The organism is Cupriavidus sp. USMAA2-4 (assembly GCF_001854305.1).
GTDB lineage: Bacteria > Pseudomonadota > Gammaproteobacteria > Burkholderiales > Burkholderiaceae > Cupriavidus > Cupriavidus malaysiensis.
The window spans coordinates 3,109,149-3,124,135 of sequence record NZ_CP017748.1; the positions used below are offsets into that span (position 1 = coordinate 3,109,149).

Sequence of the window (14,987 nt, forward strand, 5' to 3'; positions counted from 1 at the left end):
AGGAAGCGGCTCGCGCGCGGGACCGAGGGATCTTACCCAGCGAAGCTGTCAATCCGCTGAATGCCCGGACGGCCAGGCCGGACCGGCCGGCGCTGCCGATGCGGCGGCGTGCGGGCGCATCGGCGGGCCGCGCCCCGTTCAGCGTTCGCGCACCCAGGTCTGGGTGCGGCCGAGCAGGCTGATGCCGATGAAGCCGCGCACGTTCAGCTTGCTGCCATTGTCGGCGAGCGACATCTTGCTCTTGTAGACCTTGCCGTTCTCCGGGTCGAGGATCTCGCCGCCGCTCCATTCGTTGTCTCCGGACTTGCGCAGGCCGGTCAGGATCGTCATGCCGATGATGGGCTGGTCCTTGCGCGCGTCGGTGCACTTGTCGCACACCTTCGACTTCACCTCGTCCTCGACGAAGCTCTTGATCACCTTGCCGCTGTAGACGCCTTCCTTCTCGCTGATCTCCACCAGCCCACGCGGCTTGCCGGTGCTGTCGTCGATGGTCTTCCAGATCCCGGCCGGGTTGGACTGCGCAAAGGCGGCGGCGCTGCCGAGCAGCGCTGCGACGAACATCGCGGCGCGCATGCCGCGGGTGATGCCATGGGAAGGGTGATGACGCATCGGGATCTCCTGTTCTGGTTGCATGGCCGGCGCGCGGCCCGGCGCCGCGTTCCATCGGGCCTCGCCTGCCTGGCAAGGCGCGCGGGAAGGGGCGCGCTCGCCAATCTACTGGCGGGGGCGCAGGACTGCAATCTGGGCCGCCGTATGCAAACGCACTGCCCGGTCTTCACCCGCTGGCCCGGAACGGCCGTGCGGCGCGGCTTCCGGGCTTCTCGTGGTGCAGCAAAGCCGAGCCGGTTGCGCACTGGAGGCATCCCTCTAAGCGAGGGGCCGCTGTTGCGCCGGTGCGTCCCCGCCCGCGTCGGAGCTCACCCGTGGCGGCTTCGCGCGCGTCGCATGGCTTTGCCCAGATGCGAGTTGACTGCCGGCCGGGGCATCGGTACCGCACGGGCGGCGGCACCCACGGCACGACGCGAGCTTGGCAAGAGAGCGAGGAGAGGAGGGAGAGGAGGGGGAGGAGGGAGAGGAGGGAGAGGAGGGAGAGGAGGGAGAGGAGGGAGAGGAGGGAGAGGAGGGAGAGGAGGGAGAGGAGGGAGAGGAGGGAGAGGAGGGAGAGGAGGGAGAGGAGGGAGAGGAGGGAGAGGAGGGAGAGGAGGGAGAGGAGGGAGAGGAGGGAGAGGAGGGGGCGGGCTGCCGTGTCTCTTGTCAGGCGAAACCCGGAGTCCGCGCACGGCATCTGCGCGCCACGCCCGTCGCCGTGATCCGCGTCGCGCCATCGCAGCGAAGCGATGGCATGCGCATCGACTCGTCGCGGTTCCGGTACATCGCGACTGCGTTGCCCGCTCTGTCGCCTGCCCTGTCGCTTGCCCTTGTCGCGGGGTCGCAGCTTGCCAATCGTCTCGCGCTCGATCGGCAGCGAGCGCGAGCATGCTCGCGCGGTCGTGTCTGTCTCGTTCGACGAGGTGCAAACCGTTGCGTGGATGCATCACTCTCATCGACGCGCGTCGCTTGCCCGCGCCAGGTCCGGCATCAGGCCGGCGTGCTCCGCCTCGTGGCATCGCGCACGGGACGAAAGCCGTGCGCTGTGTGTGCCGACACACGCGGTGTGCGCGCTGCGACGACGTGCGAGAACGGTGCCGCAGGCATCGACGCGAGCGCGTCGAGCGAATTCCATCGCCAGCCGCAAAGCCTTTATTCATGCGGGTTTCCGGCGCACAGGCCAAGTCGGCGGAGCGCTCTTCCGCAGGCGCGCGCGCGATGCGCGATGACGTCGTGAGCGGTGTGGCTTTGCCTCTCGATGCACGTCGAGCAGGAGGCTGCATCGACGTGCTCCGGCATCGGCGAGCGCGTGGTTGCGATGCGGATTTCCATCGGCACTTCGTCTCGCTCGCGTGCCTCGATGCGTGCGTCGTATCGAAGCAAAGGCGAGATAGATTGCCTGGTCTTCGCGTGCAAGTTTTTTTGCACTTTTTTCTTAACATCATCGAGCAAACGAATTATGATTCGCCTTGACAAGAGTCTCACTTCATTGCAAGGAAGCAAGACGCAGGATTGAATGACATAGGCGATGCGTCTTGATGATGCAGCGATGCAGGTAGCAGAGGAGCACGAGAACATTGACGCAGACCGGGCCGGGAAGGCTTATCAAAATGCGTGCAGTCTCCTGTGACCCGGAAACGGGTTGGGTCAGCTACCCCCGAATGAATGCCGTCTGCCGTGCGCGAGGCCAAGCCCGCACGACAGGCACGCCGACCGATATCTCCTCATTCCCCGCCGGGCGCCGACTCGAAGAGCGGCGCAGGCAAATCGAATCTTCCAGGACGCGGCATGCGTCGGAAGTCCGGGTGCGGGCTTCCTGTTGCCGCAATCGTGCCGGATGGGCCGGCACGCCTGACACCGAATTCATAAGCGTGCGGCTGCGGTCCGGCAGCGCGCCGATGAATCGCTCGCTCGACTGGGGCTGCCGCAAGGCGGCGGGCCTCGGGTCGGTCGGGTCGCCAATCTAGGTCATTCGATATTCACTAGCTAGTGAAGGAGTTATCCATGGCAACGACTGCTAAGAAGAAACCGGCGGCCAAGAAGGCCGCTGCCAAGCCCGCCGCCAAGAAGGCCGCTGCACCGGCCAAGAAGGCCGCTGTGAAGAAGGTTGCCGCCAAGAAGGCAGCACCGGCCAAGAAGGCTGCAGTGAAGAAGGTCGCGGCGAAGAAGGTTGTCGCCAAGAAGGCTGCTGCGCCGGCCAAGAAGGCCGCTGTGAAGAAGGTTGCCGCCAAGAAGGCAGCACCGGCCAAGAAGGCTGCAGTGAAGAAGGTCGCGGCGAAGAAGGTTGTCGCCAAGAAGGCCGCTGCACCGGCCAAGAAGGCCGCAGTGAAGAAGGTTGCTGCCAAGAAGGCTGCACCGGCCAAGAAGGCTGCCGTCGCGAAGAAGGCAGCTGCACCGGCCAAGAAGGCCGCCGCACCGAAGAAGGCCGCTGCGCCGAAGAAGGCTGCTGCGCCGAAGGCCGCTGCGCCGAAGAAGGCTGCTGCACCGAAGGCCGCTGCAGCGAAGAAGGCTGCCGCACCGAAGAAGGCCGCTGCCCCCAAGGCTGCTGCGCCGAAGAAGGCTGCCGCCCCGAAGAAGGCTGCTGCCAAGAAGGCTGCCGCCCCGGCTGCTCCTGCCGCTGCTCCCGCAGTGGCTCCCGCTGCCGCTGCCAAGACGACCCTGAACCCGGCCGCGGCCTGGCCGTTTCCGACGGGCAACCGTCCGTAAGCGCGCCTTGCCGGCGTCCGTTTACGGTCACCGGAGGCCGCCTGGCACGCATCGCGTGCCATCATGACCGGATACTGCGTATCCGGTCAGCAAGACCAGCGTCTTGCCAGCCCGCCGAAGGCTTGCGCCCGGCGGGCTTTTCCTTTTGGGGCGGCGCTTGCGCTTCGTCCTGTGCGCTGCCGGCCTCGTGTGGGCTGCCGGGCCTCGCTATCCCGTCATGAAAAAGGGCGCCGTGCCCCTTGCGGGACACGGCGCCCTGGTCTGCGCTGCGGCAGGGCTTCGGTTCAGTGCGTGATGCGTGTCACGCCGCCGGAGGACAGCAGCCGCACGCGCTCGCCCGGGCGGAACGTCTCGTCCGCATCCTGCGTGATCGCGCGCAGGTCGCCGTTCTCCAGCCGCACGGTGATCTCCAGGCCGCGGCGCTGGTTGATCTTGTTCTCGGTGGCGCTGCCGGCGATTCCGCCCAGCACTGCGCCGAGGATGCCCGCTGCCACCGAGCCGTTGCCGCTGCCGATCAGGCTGCCGGCCGCCACGCCGCCGATGGCACCGCCGGCGATGGTGCCGGCCCCCGTCTGGTTACCCTGGATCAGAACCTCGCGTACCGATTCGACCACGCCGTAGCGTACCGTCTGCTCGCGCTGAGCCTGGCCGGGGGTGTAGACGCTGTTCGAGTTCGACTGTGCGGCACAGCCGGCCAGCAGGGTGGCGGCTGCGAGGACGGCGGCGCCGCCGATACGGAGCTTCTGGTTCATGGTATGTCCCGAAAAGAAGACTACGCGTAGTGGAATCCGAAGGCCGCCTGGAAACGGTCACGGATTTCGTCACGCGATGGCTTGTGGTTCTGTGGTCCCTGATGCGCGATCTTGAGCGAGCCCATCAGGCTGGCGAGGCGCCCCGTGGTTTCCCAGTCGAGGCCGTGTTCGATGCCGTACAGCAGGCCGCCGCGGAACGCGTCGCCGCAGCCGGTGGGGTCGACCACACGTTCTGCCGGCACGGCGGGGATCGCATACTTGCGCCCGTCGGCATGGATGCTGGCACCGTGCTCGCCGTGCGTGACGATGAACGCGCGCACCTGGGCGGCGACATCCTCGTGGCTCCAGCCGGTGCGGGAGAGCAGGACCTGCGCCTCGTAGTCATTGACCGTCACGTAACTGGCGAGTTCAACGAACTGGCGCAGGTCGTCGCCGTTGAACAGCGGCATGGCCTGGCCCAGGTCGAAGATGAAGGGCACGTCCGCTTCGGCGAACTGGCGGGCATGGTGCAGCATGCCCTCGCGGCTGTCCGGCGCGACGATCCCCAGCGCCGGCCGCGTGTCGCCCTGCATCGCTTCCTGCACGCTGGACAGTTGCGACTGGCTCATCGCACCCGGGTGGAAGGCCGTGATCTGGTTGTTGTCCAGGTCGGTCGTGATCATTGCCTGGGCCGTGAAGGTGTCGGGCAACGTGCGGATATAGGTGGTGGGGATGCCCAGCTGGCGCAGGTACTGCAGATAGGGCTCGGCGTCGGCGCCCACCGTGGCCATCACCAGTGGATCGCCGCCCAGCAGCTTGAGCGTGTAGGCGATGTTGCCCGCGCAGCCTCCGAACTCACGACGCATGCCCGGGACCAGGAAGGATACGTTGAGCATGTGGATCTGGTCCGGAAGGATGTGTTCGCGGAACCGTCCTTCGAAGGTCATGATGGTGTCGTAGGCAACGGAGCCGCAAATCAGGCTGGCCATGCTTTCTCCAGGGAATGCGTTGAGGTGTGGCGGGGCAGGCCCGGCACGCGCAGGCGCGCCGGGCGGATGAGGATTACAGCAGGGCGGCGAGCGCGGCGTCGTAGCTCGGCTCGGTCTTGATCTCGGGCACCAGCTGGCTGTACTTGACGACGTTGTTCTCGTCCAGCACCACGACCGCGCGCGCGGTCAGGCCGGCCAGCGGGCCGGTCTGGATGTCGACGCCGTAGCTGGACTTGAACTCGGCACCGCGCATCAGCGAAAGGGGCACCACGTGGTCGAGGCCTTCGGTGGTGCAGAAGCGGCCCATGGCGAAGGGCAGGTCGGCCGAGATGGTCAGCACCACGGTGTTGGCGAGCTTGCCGGCGGCTTCATTGAAGCGGCGCGCGGAAGCCTGGCACACGGGCGTGTCGAGGCTGGGCACGATGTTCAGGATCTTGCGCTTGCCGGCGAAGTCTTCCAGCTTGACGTCCTTCAGGTCCTTGCCGACCAGCGAGAAGGAAGCGGCATGGTCGCCGGGCTGGGGAAACTTGCCGCCGACTTCGATCGGGTTACCGCCGAGGGTCACGTTGCTCATGTTTGGCTCCTGTGTGGATGCGCGGGCCCGCCTGCGCGCGCAGGGCGGCGTGCGGCGGGTCTGCAGAAATCAGGGATAGAAAAGCAGCACGCGGTAGTTGGCCGCCGCCTGCTGCGAACGGAATCGTACCCGAACCGACAGCTCGGTGCCGGCCCGCATGCCGTACTGGGCGAAGGCGCGTTGTGCCGGGGAGAGATATTCGGCGGGCTGCAGCACGCGCCGCAGCAGGAGCTGGTCCTGCAGATCCGTCATCACCAGTTCGATGGCGGGCAGAGCGGTGGTGGCGCGTCCCTGGTTGCGCAGGGTGACGCTGAGCACATAGGTATCGCCGCCTTCTTCCTGCTTCTGCAGCTGCGAGCTGTCGATGCGCAGGGCATCGAGGTCGCGCCAGGGCGCCACCGTGCAGCCCAGTGGCGCACAGGCCCATTCCAGCGCTGGACGCAGCGCCGGGAAGCGGCCGGCGAGCTGCGAGCGGGCCAGGTAGGTGGCCTGCGCGGCGGCGCCGATGGCGAGTACCACCACGCCGGCCAGCAGCCAGGCACGCCGACCTGCTCCACGCGCGCGCGGTGTTTCGTGTGCGCGCGCATGGCGCAGGAAATCCGGGGCGTACGCAGCGGCGGGCGCTTCGTCCTGCCGCGCGGCCCAGCGCCGCGTGGCGTGCTCGCTGGCGATCGCGGTGGGGGTGCCGGCGAAGGCATCCGGGATGCCTTCGTTCGGCTGCCGGGCGTTGTCTTCCGGAGGAGCCGCCATCGTGACGCCGGGCTTCCCGGGCGCTCCGGCGGAGACGTCTTCCGCCGCAGCCTCGGCAGCAGGCGGCGCTTCCGCTGGTGGAGCGTCCCGCGGCGTCGTGCCGGTGCCAGGCTCATCGAGCCCGGCTGCATCGATTGCGGGCCAGGTGGGGGCAGGCGCCTGCGCGGAGGCAGCGGGCGCCTGCTGGCGAGGTGTTCCTTCCGCCGTGGCGGCTTGCCCGGGCGAACCAACGGGGGCGCCGGCATGCCGCGCTTCCGGCGGTGGCACCGATGATTGCGCGGGCTCGGCTTCAGCGGTGGTGGAGCCGGGTGAGCCCATCATCATGGTCGGCGCGTCCAGCGCCGGCACATCATAGCCGGGGTCATAGCCCGGGTCGAACGGTGGCGCGCGGTACGGCTCTGCCGCAGCACCCTGGCTGGTATCGTCGGCAGGACCCGCGGGGGCCGCCGGTGCCGTGGCGGTCTGTGCCGCGTCGCGCACACCTTGCGCCGGCGCGGTGGCCGGGGCGGGAATCTCGATCAGGTGCTGGCGGGCATCGAAGACCGTATCGCAGCGGCCGCAGCGCACCAGTCCCTGCCGCAGCCGCAACTGGTCCGCCACCAGCCGGAAGGCCGTGCGGCATGCGGGGCAGCGCGTGACGAGCTTGACGGCGGCCATCGTCGGGATGTCAGGTGCGGGTACCGTGCAGACAGACCCAGCCTTCCTCGCTGCGCCAGACGCTCAGCGCGATCCAGCGCGCATAGGCTGCCGCGACCTCGTCGGCCTGCCGTTCGAGCACGCCCGACAGCACCAGGCGGCCGCCAGGGCGCACGCGCGCGCTGAGCATGGCTGCCATCAGCTTGAGCGGGTTGGAAAGGATATTGGCCACCACCAGGTCGTGGGTGGCTTCGGAGACGGTTTCCGGCAGCGCGAAGGTGGCTTCGACACGGTTGCGCTCGGCGTTGTAGCGCGAGGCCTCGACCGCATTGGGGTCGATGTCGATGCCGAGGGTGTTGCCTGCGCCCAGCTTCTTGGCGACGATGGCCAGGATGCCGGAGCCGCAGCCGTAGTCGAGCACGGTCTCGCCCGGCCGCAGATTCTGCTCCAGCCACTGCATGCACAGGCGCGTGGTCGGATGGCTGCCGGTGCCGAAGGCCAGGCCGGGATCCAGCTCCAGCACCACGGCATCGGGTTCCGGGGCGTCATGCCAGGACGGTACCACCCAGATGCGCTCGCCGATGCGGATCGGCTCGAACTGCGATTGCGTCAGGCGCACCCAGTCCTGGTCCTCGACGCTGCGCAGCAGGTAGGAGGGGACGGGCGTGACGCCAAGCGCATTGGCGGCCGCTGCCACGACCAGGGCGGGATCCGCGCCGTCGTCGAACAGCGCGACCACGCGCGAGCGGTTCCAGGCCAGGCGCGTGGGCTCCAGCCCCGGCTCGCCGAACAGCGGTTGCTCGTCGGGCGTGTCGGCATCGGCATCTTCTACCGAGACCGACAGCGCACCCAGATCGAACAGCGCGTCGGACCAGGCTTCCGCCTGTTCTTCGGCGATCTCGATCACACATTCCTGGAATGCCACGGATGATCCTTCTTCAAACCGGTGAGCGGCGCGCGGCGTGGCGCCTGTGTCGGATGGCGGCCCGGGCACTGCCGGGCCGGCCGTAGCCGCCAGTATGACATGGCGGCGGGAGGGAGGGCCGGGGAAACGACCGGCCCGGCCAGCTGACGCTTCAGGACATCGGGACGTCTGCGCGTCAGTGCGCCAGCAGCATGTCAGGACTTGTCGCCCTTGGCGACTTCCTTCTGCTGCAGGCGGTGCTCCAGGTAGTGGATGCTGGTGCCGCCCTCGACGAAGTTGGCGTCGAGCATCAGTTCGCGATGCAGCGGCACGTTGGTCAGGATGCCATCCACCACCATTTCCGACAGCGCGATACGCATGCGGGCGATGGCCTGCTCGCGGGTGGCGCCGTAGGTGATGATCTTGCCGATCATCGAGTCGTAGTTGGGCGGCACGAAGTAGCCGTCGTAGGCGTGCGAGTCGACGCGCACACCGGGGCCGCCCGGCATGTGCCAGGCGGTGATGCGGCCCGGCGAAGGCGTGAACTTGAACGGGTCCTCGGCATTGACGCGGCACTCGATCGCGTGGCCGCGCAGTTGCACGTCCTTCTGGCGGAAGCGCAGCTTCTCGCCGAAGGCGATGCGGATCTGCTCCTGCACGATGTCGATGCCGGTGATCATCTCGGTGACCGGGTGCTCGACCTGCACGCGCGTGTTCATCTCGATGAAGTAGAACTCGTTGTTCTCGTACAGGAACTCGAAGGTACCGGCGCCGCGGTAGCCGATCTTCTTGCAGGCTTCGGCGCAGCGGTCGCCGATGCGCTCGATCAGGCGGCGCGGAATGTGAGGCGCGGGCGCTTCCTCGATCACCTTCTGGTGGCGGCGCTGCATCGAGCAGTCACGCTCGCCCAGCCAGATGGCCTGCCGGTGCTGGTCTGCGAGGATCTGGATCTCCACGTGGCGCGGGTTCTCCAGGAACTTCTCCATGTAGACCTCGGGATTGCCGAAGGCCCGGCCGGCTTCCTCACGCGTCATGTTGACGGCATTGATCAGCGCGGCCTCGGTGTGCACGACGCGCATGCCGCGGCCGCCGCCGCCGCCGGCGGCCTTGATGATCACCGGATAGCCGACGCGGCGGGCGGTGGCCATGACTTCCTTCGGATCATCGGGCAGTGCGCCTTCGGAGCCCGGCACGCAGGGCACGCCGGACTTGATCATGGCCTGCTTGGCCGAGACCTTGTCGCCCATCAGGCGGATGCTGTCGGCGGTCGGGCCGATGAAGACGAAGCCGGATTTCTCCACGCGCTCGGCGAAGTCGGCGTTCTCCGACAGGAAGCCGTAGCCGGGGTGGATGGCCTGGGCGTCGGTGACCTCGGCGGCCGAGATGATGGCCGGCATGTTCAGGTAGGACTGCGGCGACGGCGCGGGGCCGATACAGACGGCTTCGTCGGCCAGCTTGACGTACTTGGCCTCCTTGTCGGCTTCGGAGTAGACCACGACGGTCTTGATGCCGAGTTCGCGGCAGGCGCGCTGGATGCGAAGGGCGATTTCGCCGCGGTTCGCGATCAGGATTTTTTCAAACATGGTATCTCTCTGCGAGAACTGGGCGGCGAAGCCGCATGGCACGGCGGACCGCCAGGCCGGCGGCCCTGGCAGGGGCCCGCTGCCGGCTCGGCACGACCGCGTGTCGGAGCCCCGTTTGCGGGGCCGGGCAATGCGCGCGGAGCGGCTGCCCGGACATGCCGGCCAGGATCAGCCGATGACGAACAGGGGCTGGCCGTACTCGACCGCCTGGCCGTTCTCGACCAGGACTTCCTTGATGACGCCGGCCTTGTCGGCCTCGATTTCGTTGAGCAGCTTCATCGCTTCGATGATGCAGACGGTCTGGCCTTCCTTGACCGTGTCGCCGACATTGATGAAGGGTGCGGCGCCGGGCGACGGCGCGCGATAGAAGGTACCCACCATCGGCGAGGTGATGATGTGGCCGGCCGGCAACTGGGGAGCGCCCGGCTCGACCGGGGCTGCCACGGCGGGGGCCACCGGTGCGGCGGCGATCGCCTGCATCTGGGGCAGGATTTGCGGCGCGGCCACGATCTGCGGCGGGGCCTTGACGATGCGTACCTTGCCTTCGCCTTCGGTCACTTCCAGTTCGGAGATGCCGGATTCGGCCACCAGGTCGATCAGCGTCTTCAGCTTGCGCAGGTCCATCTTCTTTTCCTCCAATCGGTTGTCCGGCCGCCGCCAGGCATGGCGGCGACGGAAAAAATTGTTTGCGGCCGTTTCCGACCTCGCCGCGCACGGCGGCACCAGGCGCTCGGGGCGCCATCTTTCGTCTATTGCTGCGAACAGCGGGTGTTCAGGTTCCCGGGGGCGCTTCCTGCCATAGCGCGTAGTCCAGCGCCAGCAGGTAGCCTTGCCAGCCAAGTCCGCAGATCACGCCGACCGCCAGGTCGGAGAAATAGGAGTGATGGCGGAAGCTTTCACGGCGATGCACATTGGACAGGTGCACCTCCACGAAGGGAATGGCGACACCGGCCAGCGCATCCCGGATCGCTACGCTGGTATGCGTGTAGGCAGCCGGGTTGATGATGATGAAGTCTACGCCCTCGCCGCGCGCCGCATGGATGCGGTCGACCAGCGCGCCTTCGTGGTTCGACTGGAAGCTGCTCAGCGCCAGGCCACCCTGCGTGGCACGCTGTGCCAGCGCGGCGTCGATATCGGCCAGGGTCGTGTGCCCGTAGGTCTCCGGTTCCCGGGTTCCCAGCAGGTTCAGGTTCGGTCCGTGCAGGACCAGGACCTTGCGGTAGCCAGCTGAGCGTCGGTTGGAGCGGGTAGCGGTCACGGCAGCTCGACCATTTCAACGAAATTGCGCGGAGGTTACCGTAGCTTAGAGGGATTTGTCTAGCGCGCGATACAAGGCCTCGGGTAATTCCGAGGGTTGTCCCCTATCGAATCGTGCCGAATGCGACGCTTTTTGGCATCTTTGTGAAAATTGCGAAAAGATCGGCTCGGTTTCGATAAAAATCGGTGCAATTGTGCGAGATTCGCTCATGTCTTGGGCAGGGCGGCCCGCAACTCGTCGGCCGTCACCCGGCCCAGCTTGCGGAACTGCACGGCACCATCGGGCGAGATGATCACCGTATAAGGGAGGCCGCCGGCGCTATTGCCGAAGTTGCGCACCAGTTCGGTGCCGGTGAAGCCGGCCACGGCCAGCGGATAGTCGACCGGCACCTTCTTCAGGAACTGCTGGATATTGCTGGGCGAATCGATGCCGATGCCGACGAATTCGACCGGCTTGCCAGCGTATTCGCGGTGCAGGGCGGTCAGTTCGGGCATTTCCTCCACGCACGGTCCGCACCAGGGCGCCCAGAAGTTGACCACCAGGGTCTTGCCGCGCAGCGCCGCCAGGTCGAGGCTGGCGCCGTTCGGATCCGGCAGCTTGGCCTGGAAGAAGGTTTCCACGGCATGGTCGGCGGCCGGCTTGGGAGAAAACACATGGCGGCCGGCCAGGATGCCGGCCACCGTGGCCAGCAGGATGGCCGGCAGCCAGATCCACAGGCGCGAGCGCCGCGGGGCGGGGGTCAGGGTCATGTCTTGCAGCTAGGTGGTTGGAGCGCCCGCGGCGGGCGCGTCAATCCCGGGGCGCCGTGGCGGCCTGGCCGGAGTCGGCAGCCGTGGCCAGCAGGGCGCGCACGGCGTTCAGGTCGGCCCGGGCGATCCGGCCGCTGGCATCGGCGCGCACGGCGCCGCGCTCATCGTCCGCATCATACAGTGCTATATGGATGCCGACCGGCGTGCCGAGCTCCGCGCGCACCTCGGCCGACAGCTCGCGCGTCTCGCGGCTCGCCGGCCACTGGCCGCGCCACAGGAAGCTGAGAGTCTCGACCTCGCCGCGGCCGGCGAAATGGCGGGTCTCGCTGGTCTCGAAGTCGACGCCTGCGTTGAGCAGGTGCAGCGCGACATCCTTCGGGCTGTCGCAGAAGCACTGCAGGTAGACGTCGGAGTGCTCGGTGGCCGTGCCGTTGAGGGCGGCCCCGACCAGGTAGGGGCGGAAGCCCGCCAGCTCGGCCATGGCCAGCACGGCCAGGCGGCGCAGCAGCGCCAGGATGCGCGGTTGGCTGTCGCTGTGGAAGAGCGCCTGGTAGGCGCGCACTTCCTCTTCCACCATATCGTTGTCGGGCAGCCACTCGCCGGCCACGCGTACGTCGCCCAGCAGCTGCCGCACGGCCTTGCGCTTGGCGGTGGCGTAGTCGGCGCCGTCCTCCGCGATCATGCGGGCGGCGGCCTGGGCGATCTCTTCGCGCAGGTGGGCGGGGTCGGAGGGAAGGTGTCTTGGCATGCCTCGATGATACCGGAGCCGGCCGCGGCGGCCGTGCTGTCATGGGGGCGGTCCATCGGGATCGATCCGGATGCCGCAGTGCAGCGAAGCGCGCAGGCGCTCGGGTACAATGGCTGACCGTCCGGCGCCTGCGCCGGCCCAAGCGATACCGGATTCCATGCATATCCACATCCTCGGCATCTGCGGCACCTTCATGGGTGGCCTGGCCGTGCTGGCCAGGCAGGCCGGCCACCGCGTGACCGGCTGCGACGCCAACGTCTACCCGCCCATGAGCACGCAACTGCAGGCCCAGGGCATCGAACTGATCGAAGGCTTCGACCCGGCGCAGATCGCCCTCCAGCCGGACCTGTTCGTGATCGGCAACGTGGTCTCGCGAGGCAATCCGCTGATGGAAGCGATCCTCGACCGCAACCTGCCCTATATATCTGGGCCCCAATGGTTGGGCGAGCATGTGCTGGCCGGGCGCTGGGTACTGGCCGTGGCCGGCACGCACGGCAAGACCACCACCACCTCGATGCTGGCCTGGATCCTGGAGGATGCCGGCTACCAGCCCGGCTTCCTGGTCGGCGGCGTGCCGCAGAACTTCGGTATCTCGGCGCGCCTGACCGATTCCGACTTCTTCGTCATCGAGGCCGATGAGTACGACACGGCCTTCTTCGACAAGCGCAGCAAGTTCGTCCACTACCGGCCGCGCACCGCCATCCTGAACAACCTGGAATACGATCACGCCGACATCTTCCCCGATCTGGCCGCGATCGAGACTCAGTTCCACCACCTCGTGCGCACCGTGCCGGGGCAGGGCCGGCTGGTGGTCAACGGCATGGAGGACAGCCTCGCGCGCGTGCTCGAGCGCGGATGCTGGAGCGAGGTCGAGACCTTCGGCACGGGCAACTGGACCGAGCGCGACGCCGCGGCCGCGCACGCGCATGGCGAAGCCTTCGACGTGCTGCTCGACGAGTCCGTGCAGGGCCGCGTGGCGTGGTCCCTGCAAGGCATGCACAACCGCATGAACGCGCTGGCCGCGATCGCCGCCGCGCGCCACGTGGGGGTGCCGCCGGCGCAGGCGATCGCTTCGCTGGCCCGCTTCGCCAACGTCAAGCGGCGCATGGAAGTGCGCGGCGAAGCCGCCGGCGTGACCGTCTACGACGACTTCGCCCACCATCCCACCGCCATCCAGACCACCATCGACGGCCTGCGCAAGCGGGTGGGCCAGGCGCGCATCCTGGCCGTGCTGGAGCCGCGCTCCAACACCATGAAGCTGGGCGTGATGAAGGCGCAGCTGCCGGCCAGCCTGGCCGGCGCCGACCTGGTGTTCGGCTATGGCGCGCCGGGCGGCAAGGATGCGCTGGGCTGGGACCTGGCCGGGGCGCTGGCGCCGCTGGGCGCCCGCGCGAGCGCCTTCGACGATCTCGATGCCCTGGTGGCGGCGGTCAGCGCCGCCACCCGTCCGGGCGACCATGTGCTGGTGATGAGCAACGGCGGCTTCGGCGGTGTCCACCAGAAGCTGCTGGACGCCCTCGCCCTGCGGGCCGCCTGATCCAGCCGCCGGCGCCATGCTGCTCTACCTGCACGGCTTCCGTTCCTCGCCGCAATCGTTCAAGGCGCAGCTGATCCAGCAGCGCATGCGCGAGTGGGGCGTGGCGCGCTACTACGCCTGCCCGCAACTCGACGTCTCGCCCGCGCGCGCGATCGCGCAGGCCGAGACGGCCATCGCCGCAGCGCGTGGCGGCGACCCCGGCCAGCCGCTCACCATCGTCGGTTCGTCGCTGGGCGGCTTCTATGCGCGCTGGCTGGGCGAGCGCCATGGCTGCCGCACGGTGCTGCTCAATCCCGCCGTCCATCCTTGGACCGACCTGGAGGCCTACCTGGGCGCGCAGCCGCTGTGGCACGGCGGCGGCGAGATCCTGGTCGAGCGCCGCCATCTGCAGGAGCTGCTCGACCTGCGCGTCGACGCCATCAGCCAGCCCGAGCGCTACCTGCTGCTGGCCGCCACCGGCGACGAAGTGCTGGACTACCGCGACATGCTGGCCGCCTTCCCCGGTGCGCGTACGCGCCTGATCCAGGGCAGCGACCACGGCATCAGCGAGTTCGCCGACTATCTCGACGAGGTGCTGGAGTTCTGCGGCTACGGGCCCGGCGGCGTCCGGCCCGGCGCATGAGCACCCCGCACCTGCGCCGCTGCGGCTGGAGCACGGTGCTGCCGGCCGACGAGGCCATTCCCGCCAATCTGCGGCGCTGGGTCTGCGGCGGCGGCTCGCTGACCGCGCGCCTGGTGGCCGCCAGCCATGAATTCCGCGTGCGCCGGCTGGCGCAGCGCATGGCGCTGCCGCTGGCCGACGAATGGCGGGCGCTGGGCGCGGTACGACCGCTGCCGGTGCTCGAGCGCGACGTGGTGCTGGTGTGCGACGATGCGCCGGCCGTGTTCGCACATACCGTGGTGCAGGCCCGCCATGCGCCGCGCGACTGGCCTTTCCTGCGTGGCCTGGGCGAGCGTCCGTTGGGCGGCGCGCTGTTCACCGATCCGCGCGTGCTGCGCGAGCCCTTCCAGTTCGCCCGGCTGCTGCCCCACCATCCGCTGTGGCGGCGCCTGCGCCAGGCGTTGCCGGCGCTCGCGGCCGGCACCATGCTGCCCGCGCGCCGCTCCGTGTTCCGGCGCGGCGGCGGCGTCATGCTCGTCACCGAGGTCTTCCTGCCGGACCTGCTGCGGCGAGCGGCTCCCGGGGATCGCGGCACCAGACTGCGGCCCCTCCCTCCATCCTGACCATACCAGC

16 protein-coding genes are annotated in these 14,987 nt (G+C 68.4%); 5 read left to right on the forward strand and 11 right to left on the reverse strand.

From position 1 onward, the window contains the following. Positions 1 to 138: 138 nt before the first annotated feature. Complete coding sequence (locus BKK79_RS13755) at positions 139 to 609, reverse strand: DUF2147 domain-containing protein (RefSeq protein WP_071015496.1); 471 nt, start codon at positions 607 to 609, stop codon at positions 139 to 141. A 314-nt stretch (positions 610 to 923) separates the two neighbouring features. On the opposite strand from BKK79_RS13755, the gene BKK79_RS41540 reads away from it, so the two are divergent. Together BKK79_RS41540 and BKK79_RS13765 are read left to right on the forward strand one after the other, a co-directional pair. Then, on the forward strand, positions 924 to 1,310 hold the full coding sequence (locus BKK79_RS41540; RefSeq protein ID WP_157128427.1) for a hypothetical protein: 387 nt from the start codon (positions 924 to 926) through the stop codon (positions 1,308 to 1,310). Positions 1,311 to 2,592: 1,282 nt separating this feature from the next. Then, complete coding sequence (locus BKK79_RS13765) at positions 2,593 to 3,294, forward strand: histone H1-like DNA-binding protein (RefSeq protein ID WP_071037884.1); 702 nt, start codon at positions 2,593 to 2,595, stop codon at positions 3,292 to 3,294. A 284-nt stretch (positions 3,295 to 3,578) separates the two neighbouring features. Here BKK79_RS13765 and BKK79_RS13770 read toward each other — a convergent pair whose 3' ends face one another. The 10 genes from BKK79_RS13770 to BKK79_RS13815 form a co-directional block, all read right to left on the reverse strand. After that, positions 3,579 to 4,046 carry a hypothetical protein gene (locus tag BKK79_RS13770; RefSeq protein ID WP_071015493.1) on the reverse strand — a complete coding sequence of 156 codons (468 nt, stop codon included), beginning with the start codon at positions 4,044 to 4,046 and terminating at the stop codon, positions 3,579 to 3,581. Between the two features lie 20 nt (positions 4,047 to 4,066). After that, the gene (locus BKK79_RS13775) at positions 4,067 to 5,014 is read right to left on the reverse strand and encodes a carbohydrate kinase family protein (protein ID WP_071015491.1); all 948 of its coding nucleotides are present in this window, start codon (positions 5,012 to 5,014) and stop codon (positions 4,067 to 4,069) included. Positions 5,015 to 5,087: 73 nt separating this feature from the next. Next, positions 5,088 to 5,588: a thiol peroxidase gene (gene tpx, locus BKK79_RS13780; protein WP_071015488.1), complete on the reverse strand. Its 501-nt coding sequence runs from the start codon at positions 5,586 to 5,588 to the stop codon at positions 5,088 to 5,090. A 69-nt stretch (positions 5,589 to 5,657) separates the two neighbouring features. Further along, positions 5,658 to 6,995 (reverse strand): DUF3426 domain-containing protein, encoded by a 1,338-nt coding sequence (locus BKK79_RS13785; RefSeq protein ID WP_071037885.1) that lies wholly within the window; start codon positions 6,993 to 6,995, stop codon positions 5,658 to 5,660. Positions 6,996 to 7,005: 10 nt separating this feature from the next. Beyond that, on the reverse strand, positions 7,006 to 7,899 hold the full coding sequence (gene prmA / locus BKK79_RS13790) for a 50S ribosomal protein L11 methyltransferase (RefSeq protein ID WP_071015483.1): 894 nt from the start codon (positions 7,897 to 7,899) through the stop codon (positions 7,006 to 7,008). Between the two features lie 194 nt (positions 7,900 to 8,093). Continuing rightward, positions 8,094 to 9,461: an acetyl-CoA carboxylase biotin carboxylase subunit gene (gene accC / locus BKK79_RS13795; protein ID WP_071015481.1), complete on the reverse strand. Its 1,368-nt coding sequence runs from the start codon at positions 9,459 to 9,461 to the stop codon at positions 8,094 to 8,096. A 168-nt stretch (positions 9,462 to 9,629) separates the two neighbouring features. After that, entirely contained in the window at positions 9,630 to 10,085 is a 456-nt protein-coding gene (gene accB, locus BKK79_RS13800; protein ID WP_071015478.1) for an acetyl-CoA carboxylase biotin carboxyl carrier protein, read from the reverse strand. Positions 10,086 to 10,233: 148 nt separating this feature from the next. Beyond that, complete coding sequence (aroQ, locus tag BKK79_RS13805; RefSeq protein ID WP_071037886.1) at positions 10,234 to 10,719, reverse strand: type II 3-dehydroquinate dehydratase; 486 nt, start codon at positions 10,717 to 10,719, stop codon at positions 10,234 to 10,236. Between the two features lie 206 nt (positions 10,720 to 10,925). Continuing rightward, positions 10,926 to 11,468: a TlpA family protein disulfide reductase gene (locus BKK79_RS13810; RefSeq protein ID WP_071037887.1), complete on the reverse strand. Its 543-nt coding sequence runs from the start codon at positions 11,466 to 11,468 to the stop codon at positions 10,926 to 10,928. Positions 11,469 to 11,508: 40 nt separating this feature from the next. Next, positions 11,509 to 12,216, reverse strand: coding sequence for a UDP-N-acetylmuramate--alanine ligase (locus BKK79_RS13815; protein WP_071037888.1), 708 nt, complete (start codon positions 12,214 to 12,216; stop codon positions 11,509 to 11,511). Positions 12,217 to 12,286: 70 nt separating this feature from the next. On the opposite strand from BKK79_RS13815, the gene mpl reads away from it, so the two are divergent. The 3 genes from mpl to BKK79_RS13830 are packed head-to-tail and all read left to right on the forward strand — an operon-like array spanning position 12,287 to position 14,977. Then, positions 12,287 to 13,753, forward strand: a complete 1,467-nt coding sequence (gene mpl / locus BKK79_RS13820; protein ID WP_418235866.1) for a UDP-N-acetylmuramate:L-alanyl-gamma-D-glutamyl-meso-diaminopimelate ligase — start codon at positions 12,287 to 12,289, stop codon at positions 13,751 to 13,753. Positions 13,754 to 13,769: 16 nt separating this feature from the next. Further along, positions 13,770 to 14,375, forward strand: coding sequence for a YqiA/YcfP family alpha/beta fold hydrolase (locus BKK79_RS13825; protein ID WP_071037890.1), 606 nt, complete (start codon positions 13,770 to 13,772; stop codon positions 14,373 to 14,375). After that, entirely contained in the window at positions 14,372 to 14,977 is a 606-nt protein-coding gene (locus BKK79_RS13830) for a chorismate--pyruvate lyase family protein (RefSeq protein ID WP_071037891.1), read from the forward strand. The genes BKK79_RS13825 and BKK79_RS13830 overlap by 4 nt, the downstream gene beginning before the upstream one ends. Positions 14,978 to 14,987 lie beyond the last annotated feature (10 nt).

Coding starts and splice junctions, on each gene's coding strand:
- BKK79_RS13755 (WP_071015496.1), bottom strand. CDS start 609: ATGCGTCATCACCCTTCCCATGGCATCACCCGCGGCATGCGCGCCGCG.
- BKK79_RS13765 (WP_071037884.1), top strand. CDS start 2,593: ATGGCAACGACTGCTAAGAAGAAACCGGCGGCCAAGAAGGCCGCTGCC.
- BKK79_RS13770 (WP_071015493.1), bottom strand. CDS start 4,046: ATGAACCAGAAGCTCCGTATCGGCGGCGCCGCCGTCCTCGCAGCCGCC.
- BKK79_RS13775 (WP_071015491.1), bottom strand. CDS start 5,014: ATGGCCAGCCTGATTTGCGGCTCCGTTGCCTACGACACCATCATGACC.
- tpx (WP_071015488.1), bottom strand. CDS start 5,588: ATGAGCAACGTGACCCTCGGCGGTAACCCGATCGAAGTCGGCGGCAAG.
- BKK79_RS13785 (WP_071037885.1), bottom strand. CDS start 6,995: ATGGCCGCCGTCAAGCTCGTCACGCGCTGCCCCGCATGCCGCACGGCC.
- accC (WP_071015481.1), bottom strand. CDS start 9,461: ATGTTTGAAAAAATCCTGATCGCGAACCGCGGCGAAATCGCCCTTCGC.
- accB (WP_071015478.1), bottom strand. CDS start 10,085: ATGGACCTGCGCAAGCTGAAGACGCTGATCGACCTGGTGGCCGAATCC.
- BKK79_RS13810 (WP_071037887.1), bottom strand. CDS start 11,468: ATGACCCTGACCCCCGCCCCGCGGCGCTCGCGCCTGTGGATCTGGCTG.
- BKK79_RS13815 (WP_071037888.1), bottom strand. CDS start 12,216: ATGCCAAGACACCTTCCCTCCGACCCCGCCCACCTGCGCGAAGAGATC.
- mpl (WP_418235866.1), top strand. CDS start 12,287: ATGCCGCAGTGCAGCGAAGCGCGCAGGCGCTCGGGTACAATGGCTGAC.
- BKK79_RS13825 (WP_071037890.1), top strand. CDS start 13,770: ATGCTGCTCTACCTGCACGGCTTCCGTTCCTCGCCGCAATCGTTCAAG.
- BKK79_RS13830 (WP_071037891.1), top strand. CDS start 14,372: ATGAGCACCCCGCACCTGCGCCGCTGCGGCTGGAGCACGGTGCTGCCG.